At 73.5% G+C, this 9,229-nt stretch carries 11 protein-coding genes; 9 read left to right on the plus strand and 2 right to left on the minus strand.

The annotated features are described in order from the left end of the window. Window positions 1–194: 194 nt before the first annotated feature. On the plus strand, window positions 195–767 hold the full coding sequence (locus G3I53_RS01120; RefSeq protein WP_164335830.1) for an XRE family transcriptional regulator: 573 nt from the start codon (window positions 195–197) through the stop codon (window positions 765–767). Window positions 768–810: 43 nt separating this feature from the next. After that, window positions 811–1,368 carry a YbaK/EbsC family protein gene (locus G3I53_RS01125; RefSeq protein WP_164335832.1) on the plus strand — a complete coding sequence of 186 codons (558 nt, stop codon included), beginning with the start codon at window positions 811–813 and terminating at the stop codon, window positions 1,366–1,368. Between the two features lie 82 nt (window positions 1,369–1,450). Here the strand turns inward: G3I53_RS01125 and G3I53_RS01130 are convergent, their stop codons facing one another. Next, on the minus strand, window positions 1,451–1,858 hold the full coding sequence (locus G3I53_RS01130) for a CoA-binding protein (protein ID WP_164335836.1): 408 nt from the start codon (window positions 1,856–1,858) through the stop codon (window positions 1,451–1,453). 319 nt (window positions 1,859–2,177) lie between these two features. On the opposite strand from G3I53_RS01130, the gene G3I53_RS01135 reads away from it, so the two are divergent. From G3I53_RS01135 to G3I53_RS01150, 4 genes are all read left to right on the plus strand, one after another. Next, window positions 2,178–2,624, plus strand: a complete 447-nt coding sequence (locus tag G3I53_RS01135) for a hypothetical protein (RefSeq protein WP_164335834.1) — start codon at window positions 2,178–2,180, stop codon at window positions 2,622–2,624. Window positions 2,625–3,028: 404 nt separating this feature from the next. After that, entirely contained in the window at window positions 3,029–3,856 is an 828-nt protein-coding gene (locus G3I53_RS01140) for a hypothetical protein (RefSeq protein WP_343240531.1), read from the plus strand. Beyond that, window positions 3,853–4,392 carry a histidine phosphatase family protein gene (locus G3I53_RS01145; RefSeq protein WP_164437934.1) on the plus strand — a complete coding sequence of 180 codons (540 nt, stop codon included), beginning with the start codon at window positions 3,853–3,855 and terminating at the stop codon, window positions 4,390–4,392. The genes G3I53_RS01140 and G3I53_RS01145 overlap by 4 nt, the downstream gene beginning before the upstream one ends. A gap of 41 nt (window positions 4,393–4,433) precedes the next feature. Next, window positions 4,434–5,060 (plus strand): YigZ family protein, encoded by a 627-nt coding sequence (locus G3I53_RS01150; protein ID WP_164338867.1) that lies wholly within the window; start codon window positions 4,434–4,436, stop codon window positions 5,058–5,060. Window positions 5,061–5,137: 77 nt separating this feature from the next. On the opposite strand, the gene G3I53_RS01155 is transcribed toward G3I53_RS01150, so the two are convergent. Next, entirely contained in the window at window positions 5,138–5,566 is a 429-nt protein-coding gene (locus tag G3I53_RS01155; protein ID WP_164338866.1) for a DoxX family protein, read from the minus strand. A 471-nt stretch (window positions 5,567–6,037) separates the two neighbouring features. Here G3I53_RS01155 and G3I53_RS01160 point away from each other — a divergent pair, with 471 nt between their 5' ends. The 3 genes from G3I53_RS01160 to G3I53_RS01170 all read left to right on the plus strand — a co-directional run. Continuing rightward, window positions 6,038–6,769, plus strand: a complete 732-nt coding sequence (locus G3I53_RS01160) for a lytic polysaccharide monooxygenase (RefSeq protein ID WP_164338865.1) — start codon at window positions 6,038–6,040, stop codon at window positions 6,767–6,769. Between the two features lie 395 nt (window positions 6,770–7,164). Then, window positions 7,165–8,328 (plus strand): exonuclease SbcCD subunit D, encoded by a 1,164-nt coding sequence (locus G3I53_RS01165; RefSeq protein WP_164338864.1) that lies wholly within the window; start codon window positions 7,165–7,167, stop codon window positions 8,326–8,328. Further along, window positions 8,325–9,229: SMC family ATPase (locus G3I53_RS01170; protein WP_164437935.1), on the plus strand; the 905-nt coding region annotated here is incomplete at its 3' end. The genes G3I53_RS01165 and G3I53_RS01170, both read left to right, overlap by 4 nt.

Consider the following 9,229-nt stretch of genomic DNA (forward strand, 5'->3'; position numbering starts at 1 on the left):
GACCCCGCCCGGGGAGCCCGGCGGGGCGGACACCGGCCCGGCCGGACCGGCGGACCCGGACGGCGCGGACCGGCCCGCCCAGCTGGAACTGGAGAGCTGACACGGCGGCCCCCGCGGCCGGGGGCCGGCCCGCCCCCGCGGCGGGTCTTCTATATTGACCGCACAGGACGGCAACGGACGGGAACGGACGGACAGTGTCTGACCTCGAGCTGCTGACGCGGTCCCTGGGGCGCAACGTCAAGCGGTGGCGCACCGAGCGCGGCTTCACTCTCGACACCCTCGCCGCCCGGGCCGGGGTGAGCCGCGGGATGCTCATCCAGATCGAGCAGGCCCGCACCAACCCCAGCATCGGGACCATCGTCAAGATCGGCGACGCCCTCGGGGTCGCCGTCACCACGCTGCTCGACTACGAGCGCGGCCCCACGGTCCGTGTCGTCCCCGCCGACCAGGCGGTGCGGCTGTGGCACACCGAGGCCGGCAGCCACAACCGGCTGCTCGCGGGCGCCGAGGCCCCGGGACCGCTGGAGATGTGGGACTGGCGGCTCATGCCGGGCGAGTCCAGCGACTCCGACCCGCACCCGGTCGGCACCGTCGAGCTGGTGCACGTCACCGCAGGGGAGCTGACCCTCACCGTCGACGGGGTCGACCACCGGGTGCCCACCGGCGCCAGCGCCTCCTTCGAGGCGAGCACCCCGCACACCTACGGCAACCGGGGTGACGTGCCGATGGAAATGATCATGACCGTGTCCGTGCCGCCCGTGCACTGAGACACCCCTCCGGCCGCCGCCGCGGCGCTGTTACGGTGCGGCCATGCGCGCACCCATCGGAGACTTCGACCACGCCACCCCCGCCCCGGAGTGCCTCGACGAGCTGACCGCGCCGGTCGCCGCCGCCGTCCGTGCCTGGACCGGCAGCGTGCCCGCCGAGCAGATCCTGTACGTCGACACCGACCCGCGCTGGGCCGACACGGCCGTCTTCGTCGAGCACTACGGCCGGGACCTGCTGGAGCGGTCCGCGAACTGCGTGGTGGTGGCCGGCAAGCGGGGCGGGGAGACGACGCTCGCCGCCTGTCTGGTGCTGTCCACGACCCGCGCCGACGTCAACGGCGTGGTGCGCCGCCGGCTCGGCGCCCGCAAGGCGTCCTTCGCGCCGATGGAGACCGCTACCGGCGAGACCGGCATGGAGTACGGCGGCATCACCCCCCTCGGCCTCCCCGACGGCTGGCCGGTGCTGGTGGACGCCGCCGTGGCCGACCTGCCGTACGTGCTCGTCGGCAGCGGACGCCGCCGCGGCAAGCTGCTGGTGCCGGGCAAGGCGCTCGCGGAACTCCCGAACGCCGCCGTGGTGGAAGGGCTCGGCATCTCCTGAGACAGGGCAGCCAGTGCGGGGCAGGAGCGTGCACGGATCCAGTGGTGACGCCCTGTCAGTTCTGCCGGGAAGGTGACAGGATTCAGCGCAGCCGGGGGATCTCGATCGCGGGGCAGCGGTCCATCACCATGTCCAGACCCGCCGCCCGGGTCCGCTCGAAGGCGGCCTCGTCGACGACGCCGAGCTGGAACCACACGGCCCGGGCGCCCCTGGCGACCGCCTCGTCGGCCACCGCGCCGGCCAGGTCGCTGTTGACGAACACGTCCACGACGTCGACCTCGAAGGGGATGTCGGCCAGGGACGCGTAACCCTGCTCGCCGTGCACCGTCTCCGCCTTCGGGTGCACGGGCACGATCCGCTTGCCGAACCGCTGCAGCACCTGCGCCACGCCGTACGCGGCGCGTTGGCGGTTGGACGACAGGCCCACCACGGCCCACGTGTCGCCGAGTTCGGTCAGAATCTTGCGAACGGTTGCGTCGTCGCCGTACACCGCGGACCTCCGGGGGATCGGAATCGAGGGTGGCATTGGCTGCCCCTTCTCCGCCGGAACACTTCGGGCCGCCGGGTGATTCCCCCAGCGACCGGGTGCGCTCGCCGACGGGACCGCGACCGCCCGCATCGGGCGCCCCGCGCGGGACGCGATGATCCGGAGCCCGCGGTTGCCCCGTGGTGACGTACTCCCCGGGCGGTACCTCACAGGTTGACCCCGGCTCCATCCCCGGTTCGACGACCCCGAGGGCATGTGCACGCCAACATTGCGGCCTGACATCGGCGCTCTCCTACGGGGGCATGAGAGGACGGGGAAACGCATGCGGTTCGGACGCGTGTCGACGATGTGCGGGGTCTTCGCGGCGACGGCGGCCACGGTGCTGGGGGCGGCCCCCCAGGCATCGGCCGCCGGTCACTGGGAGAGTCCGTGGAGGAGCTACGCCGAGTACCGGTACACCTCTTCCGACTGGAAGGGGGCCCGCAGCTACATCGAGATCTCGTGGAACTCCAGCGACAAGGCGTCGGTGTACGGCTACGCGCGGGACACCAAGGGCGACGGCTACGGCGCCCTGGCGCAGGTCATGTACGACTACTGGAACGGGTCGCGGTGGGTGCACACGCAGAGGACACTGGCCAGGACCAGCGGCGGCAAGGGCGACGAGCAGTGGAACTACGGCAAGCACGCCACCGTCAAGGTCCGCAACGTCTGGCTGCGCACCTGCATGTGGAACGCCACGGGCACGATCTGCGAGGGGGGCGCCCACTGACACGGTTCTCCGACGCCCGTATCCGCGCCGGCGAGGTGGCGCGAGGTGCCGCCCCCGGCGGCCGCGGCGGCGGGCAGCGTGCATGCATCCTCCGGGCGAAGTGGCCGACGGCGAAGGGGAGACACACGTGACCGACAAGACGACAGAAGGCATCAGGACGACAGAAGGCATCTCCGGAGCGGGTCCGGCTCTCTACTACAACCGCGCCACCTTCACCGTGTGTCCCTGATCCGCCGAGGTCAGCTCACGGCACTGCACTGCCCCGCGGAGCACCCCGCGCGGGGCAGGAGGCGCGGAGCCGGCCGCCCCCTCCCACTCCCCCCGCTCCACACCGGTCACGCGGCCGGACGCCGAAAGTGCGCGAGAGACCTGCGTCTTCCCGCCGACCCGCCTACGCTCGCCTCGTGCTGCGCATCACCGACGCCCGAACCGGCCACCTCGTCGACGCCGCCCCCGTCCGGCGGGGCCTCACCCGGGTCGAGGCCCACACCGAGGGGTTCGACGCCACCGCCTTGCGGGTGATGGTCGTCGCCGACCTGCTCGTTCGTGCCCTGGAGCTCGGCGGCACCCCGGTGTGGGCGTTGCTGCGCGCCGACCGGGGCCGCCCGGAGCTGCGGGCGGCGGCCGCCGCCCTGGGGGTACGCCCGTTCGAGGACGACCGGCAGCCGGACCCCGGCCTCGGCGAGGCCAGGATCCTGCACGTGGTGGGGGAGGACGGCGCGAAACCCGACGGAGCGCGAGTCGTGGTCGCAGCCGCCGTGGCCGACGGCTTGACGGTACTGACCGCCCCGGACGCCACGGACAGCACGCGCAACGCGTCCGGAACGGGCCGGGAGGGCCCGGCCGCCCCGGCCTCCGCGGATCCCGGCGCTGCGCCCGGCGCCACCGCCCCCGACCCCGGCGCCCTCCGCCTGGCCCTCCTCTCCCATCCCAGGGACACCCCCGTGCGCCTCGACCCGGCCGCGGTGACCGGGGCCGCGCGCACCCTCGCCCACTGGCGCCGGGCGGTCGCCGACTGGGCGTCCACGCCCTCCCGGCCCGTTCCGGACGCGGTGCGCGCCCGGCTGCGGTCCGCCTGGGAGAACGACCTGGACGCCGTGGGCGTGCTCGACGTCCTTCACGACGTGGAGCACGCGCACGGCCTGCCGGACGGCGCCCGGTTCGAGACCTTCGCGCACGCCGACCGCCTGCTCGGCCTGGAACTCACCCGCGACCTCGGAACACCGGCATGATCGAACGAACCGGAGCGGGCCCGCTGCGCCGCCTCTTCGTCCTGCGCCACGCCAAGTCCGCCTGGCCGGACGGCGTCGCCGACCACGACCGGCCCCTCTCCGCACGCGGACGCCGGGACGCCCCCGCCGCCGGCCGGGCGCTCGCCGACGCCGGACGGCTGCCCGGCCAGGCCCTGTGCTCCACGGCCGTCCGCGCCCGCCTGACCTGGGAGGGGGCGTCGGCGCAGTGGGGCACACCCCCGCCGGTCCGCTTCGACCGGCGCCTGTACATGGCGGGCGTGCCGGAACTCCTCGCCGTGCTGCACGAGGTGCCCGACGAGATCCGCACCGTCCTGCTGATCGGGCACAACCCGGGACTGGAGGACCTCGTCCTCACCCTGGCCGGTGACGGCCTGGACGACACCCTGGACCGCGTCCGCGCCAAGTTCCCGACCTCCGCGATCGCCGTCCTGGCCTGGCGCGGCGGCTGGCCCGACCTGACCGCCGGTTCCGCCCTGCTCACCTCGTTCACCGTCCCCCGGGGAGCCAAGCCGTAGCCGGTCCGGCCCCGGCGGGGCGCTGCGCATAGGCTGGCCGGATGCAGGACCAGTACCGCACCGTCGCGCGCGCGGGTGTGCACGAGACCGAGATCAACCGCTCCCGCTTCCTGTGCGCCCTCGCCCCGGCGGCCACCGAGCAGGAGGCGCAGGACTTCATCGCGGCCGTGCGCAAGGAGCACGCCGACGCCACCCACAACTGCTGGGCCTACGTCATCGGGGCCGACGCCTCCGTCCAGAAGGCCAACGACGACGGAGAGCCCGGCGGCACCGCCGGGGTGCCCATGCTCCAGATGCTGCTGCGCCGCGAGATGCGCTACGTCGTCGCCGTCGTCACCCGCTACTACGGCGGGATCAAACTGGGCGCCGGCGGCCTCATCCGCGCATACGGCGGCGCCGTCGGCGAGGCCCTGGACACCATCGGCACGATCACCCGGCGCCGGTTCCGCCTGGTCACCGTCACCGTCGACCACCAGCGCGCCGGCAAGGTCGAGAACGACCTGCGCTCCACCGGCCGCGACGTCCGGGACGTGCGCTACGGCGAGTACGTCACCATCGAGGTCGGTCTGCCGGACGCCGACGTGGCCGCCTTCCGCGCCTGGCTCGCCGACGCGACCGCCGGGACGGCCCGCCTGGAGATCGGCGGGGAGGCGTACGGGGACGCGTGAGCGTCGCGCCTCCTTCCCGCCGGCTTCTCACGTAGCCGGGCGCCGGAATCCGCGTGACGGCCGCCCCTTCGGGGCGGTCATGTCGTTGCCGTCGTCCGGTCACGTCGCTCTCCCCGGTGGGCGAGCAGGCCGGTCAGGGTCCAGCGGCCGGGGCCGAGAGCGGAGATGAGCAGGAAGGACCAGCAGAACATGACGGCTGTCTCGCCGCCGTTCTCGATGGGGAAGACGGCATGGGGCTGGTGCACGACGAAGTAGGCGTACGCCATGGATCCGGAGCAGAGGATGGCCGCGGCGCGCGTCCCGAGGCCGCACAACACCAGTGTGCCGCCGAGCAGTTGGATGGCGGCGGCCCACCAGTCGGGCCACGCGGCGACTTCGGGCTTCGCTCCGTGGGGACCGCCCAGGACGTCGAACAGGGTGGCGGCTCCGTGGCAGGCGAACAGCAGTCCCAGGACGATCCTGAACAGTCCGATCACGTGTTCTCTGCTTCTGTCCAGCGCTTTCATCGGTGTGTCTCCTCTGTCTCGCGCAGCGCTCTCGCGGAGGCTGCGTCGCGGTGGGGGCGAAGACTGGCCCGGCTGCTCGGAGATCTCGGTCCGGAGAAATCCGGCGGGTGGGCCGAGTCGGGCTGAGACGTGGGCGGATGCGCGTCCGGTGCGCCACTCGGCTGAGGCATGGCGCGGATCGCGGCCGGGCGGGACGGGCGTCAGCGGGGCGGCCGCGGTGTGGCAGTCGAACAGTGAACCATGCCGGGGGTTCTTGTCTAGACCAATAGGGCGGGAAGTTCCGACTCGAGGGTGCGGCCGCGAAGTGCCGTGCCCTGATGAGGCGTTCGCGTTGCACAACCCCTTGACCCGAGCGGATCCGTCGCTAAGGTCTAGACCTGAATCGAGAAGGTCTAGACCTGCTCCACCCGATCGACGCGGAACGCGCTCCCGGTACGGCTGCCCCGACGACTCCGAAGGAAGTGGAATGTCATGAACACGAAAAAGAAGGCGGCTCTCGCGATCGGAGCGCTGGTGGCCCCCCTGCTCGCCATCAGCCTCCCGGCCGGTACGGCCAGCGCCCACGGCTGGGTGACCGACCCCGGCAGCCGGCAGGACCAGTGCGCCGCGGGCGTCGTCGACTGCGGCCAGATCAAGTACGAGCCGCAGAGCGTCGAAGGGCCGAAGGGCCTGCGCAGCTGCAGTGGCGGAAACGCCCAGTTCGCCGAGCTCGACGACGACAGCAAGGGCTGGCGGGTGACACCGGTCAGCAGTACGCACACCTTCAACTGGCACCACACCGCACGGCACTCCACGGCCAACTGGCAGTACTTCATCGGCAACACGAAGATCGCCGAGTTCGACGGCCGTGGTGCCCAGCCTCCCGCCGACGTCAGCCACCAGGTGAACTTCGGGTCCTTCACCGGCCGTCAGAAGGTGCTTGCCGTGTGGAACGTGGCGGACACCGGCAACGCCTTCTACGCCTGCATCGACGTCAACGTCGGCGGGGGCAACGGCGGAGGTGACAACGGCGGAGGTGACGACGGCGGTGACGGCGAGCCGGGTGACTGCGTCGCGCCGCTCTGGAGCGCCGGAAACGTCTACACCGGCGGCGACACCGTCTCCTACAACGGACACACCTGGCGGGCCAAGTGGTGGGTGACGGGCGAGCAGCCCGGTACCACCGGTGAGTGGGGTGTCTGGGAAGACCTCGGGGCCTGCTGATCTCGCCACCGGGGCGCGGCCGTCACTCCCTGTACGGCCGCGCCCCGGTCAGCCCCGCGCAGCGGCGGGCGGTCTCCGGGGGTGCGGCAGGCCGGCCCCGGGACGGGACGTGGCGGCGGGAGCGGCTGAGGACTGGCGCCTCGTCCTGGGCGAGCGGTGTCGTCGTCGCCGGCGTGGCACACTCCACGACCCGTCGAGGTGGCTCGGCCGCACCACCGTCGAGTGACGGCCGACCCCCGTGGCCCTGTGCTGTCCGACGCGGGTGGCAGACTGAGGCCCGTGAGGGATCAGGTGCCGACCGGCGCCGGTGTGGTCGACGACGGCCACGGACCGTGCCGGTGCGGTGTCGGTCACAGGGGCCGAGGAGGGGGACGCATGCGGGTCGGAGTCGCGCTGTGAGGTTGCTGCACACGTCCGACTGGCACCTCGGCCGGTCCTTCCACCGGGTCGGCATGCTCGGCGCCCAGGCCGACTTCATCGGCCACCTGGTCGCGACCGTGCGCGAGCAAGCCGTCGACGCGGTGGTCGTCTCCGGCGACGTGTACGACCGGGCCGTGCCGCCGCTCGCCGCGGTCGAACTGTTCGACGACGCCCTGCACCGGCTGGCCGACCTCGGTGTGCCGACGGTGATGATCTCCGGCAACCACGACTCCGCCCGCCGGCTCGGCGTCGGCGCCGGGCTCATCGGCCGCGCCGGCATCCACCTGCGCACCGACCCCGCCGCCTGCGGCACCCCCGTGATGCTGTCCGACGCCCACGGCGAGGTCGCCTTCTACGGGCTGCCCTACCTCGAACCAGCCCTGGTCAAGGAACGGTTCCAGGTGACGAAGGCCGCCCACGAGACGGTGCTGGCCGCCGCCATGGACCAGGTCCGCGCCGACCTCGCCGTCCGCCCGCCCGGCACCCGCAGCGTCGTCCTCGCCCACGCCTTCGTCACCGGCGGCGAACCCAGCGACAGCGAACGGGACATCACCGTCGGCGGAGTGGCCGCCGTGCCCGCCGGGGTCTTCGACGGCGTGGACTACGTGGCCCTCGGCCACCTGCACGGCTGCCAGACCCTCACCGAGCGGGTCCGCTACTCCGGCTCCCCCCTGCCGTACTCCTTCTCCGAGGCCCGGCACCGCAAGAGCATGTGGCTCGTCGACCTGGACGCCGACGGGGACGTCACCGCCGAACGCGTCGACTGCCCGGTGCCGCGCCCCCTGGCCCGCATCCGGGGCCGCCTGGAGGACCTGCTCGCCGACCCCGCGCTCGCGGTCCACGAGGAGGCGTGGGTCGAGGCCACCCTCACCGACCCGGTCCGCCCGGCCGACCCCATGGCCCGGCTCACCGCACGCTTCCCGCACACCCTCAGCCTCGTCTTCGACCCGGACCGCGCCCCTGACGACCCCGAGGTGTCCTACGCCCGGCGGCTCGCCGGACGCGCCGACCAGGAGATCGCCGAGGACTTCGTCGCCCACGTGCGCGGCGCCGGACCGGACGAACGGGAGCGGGCCGTGCTCCGGGACGCCTTCGACGCGGTCCGCGCCGACGACGCCGTCAAGGAGGTCGCCCGGTGAGGCTGCACCGGCTGGACATCACCGCCTTCGGCCCCTTCGGCACCCCCCAGACGGTCGACTTCGACGAGCTGTCCGCCGCCGGCCTCTTCCTGCTGCACGGGCCCACCGGCGCGGGGAAGACCTCGGTCCTCGACGCCGTCTGCTACGCCCTGTACGGCGCCGTCCCCGGCGCCCGGCAGACCGGCGGCGGCCAGGGCGTCACCCTGCGCAGCGACCACGCGGCCCCCGGCACCCGCACCGAGGTCACCCTCGAACTCACCGTCGCCGGACGGCGCCTGCGCATCACCCGGCAGCCGCCCTGGGAGCGCCCGAAGAAACGCGGCACCGGCACCACCGTCGACAAGGCCCAGACCTGGCTGGCCGAACACGACCCGGTGAGCGGCACCTGGAAGGACCTCAGCCGCTCGCACCAGGAGATCGGCGAGGAGATCACCCAGCTCCTCGGCATGAGCCGCGAGCAGTTCTGCCAGGTCGTGCTGCTGCCCCAGGGCGACTTCGCGCGCTTCCTGCGCGCCGACGCCGAAGCCCGCGGCCGGCTCCTCGGGCGGCTGTTCGACACCCGCCGTTTCGCCGAGGTGGAGAAGCGCCTCGCCGAACGCCGGCGCGGCACCGAGTCCCGGGTCCGGGACGGGGACGCCGACCTGCTGGCCGACGCGCACCGGATGCAGCAGGCCGCCGGCGGCGCCATGGAACTGCCCGACCTGACCCCCGGCGACCCCGGCCTGGCCGACGCCGTACTGAGCGCCGCCGCCGTCGCCCGCAGCACCGCGCGCGAACAGCTCACGATCGCCCACTGCCGGCTCGCCGCCGCCGAGTCCGCCCGCGCCGCCGCCTCCCTCACCCTGGACGAGACCCGCGAACGGGACCGGCTGCAGCGGCGGTTCGCCGAGGCCCGGGAGCG

Origin of the sequence: Streptomyces sp. SID14436, from assembly GCF_010548465.1 — a bacterium.
Taxonomy (GTDB): domain Bacteria; phylum Actinomycetota; class Actinomycetes; order Streptomycetales; family Streptomycetaceae; genus Streptomyces.

Coding starts and splice junctions, on each gene's coding strand:
- G3I53_RS01150 (WP_164338867.1), top strand. CDS start 4,434: ATGCAGGACCAGTACCGCACCGTCGCGCGCGCGGGTGTGCACGAGACC.
- G3I53_RS01135 (WP_164335834.1), top strand. CDS start 2,178: ATGCGGTTCGGACGCGTGTCGACGATGTGCGGGGTCTTCGCGGCGACG.
- G3I53_RS01145 (WP_164437934.1), top strand. CDS start 3,853: ATGATCGAACGAACCGGAGCGGGCCCGCTGCGCCGCCTCTTCGTCCTG.
- G3I53_RS01155 (WP_164338866.1), bottom strand. CDS start 5,566: ATGAAAGCGCTGGACAGAAGCAGAGAACACGTGATCGGACTGTTCAGG.
- G3I53_RS01160 (WP_164338865.1), top strand. CDS start 6,038: ATGAACACGAAAAAGAAGGCGGCTCTCGCGATCGGAGCGCTGGTGGCC.
- G3I53_RS01125 (WP_164335832.1), top strand. CDS start 811: ATGCGCGCACCCATCGGAGACTTCGACCACGCCACCCCCGCCCCGGAG.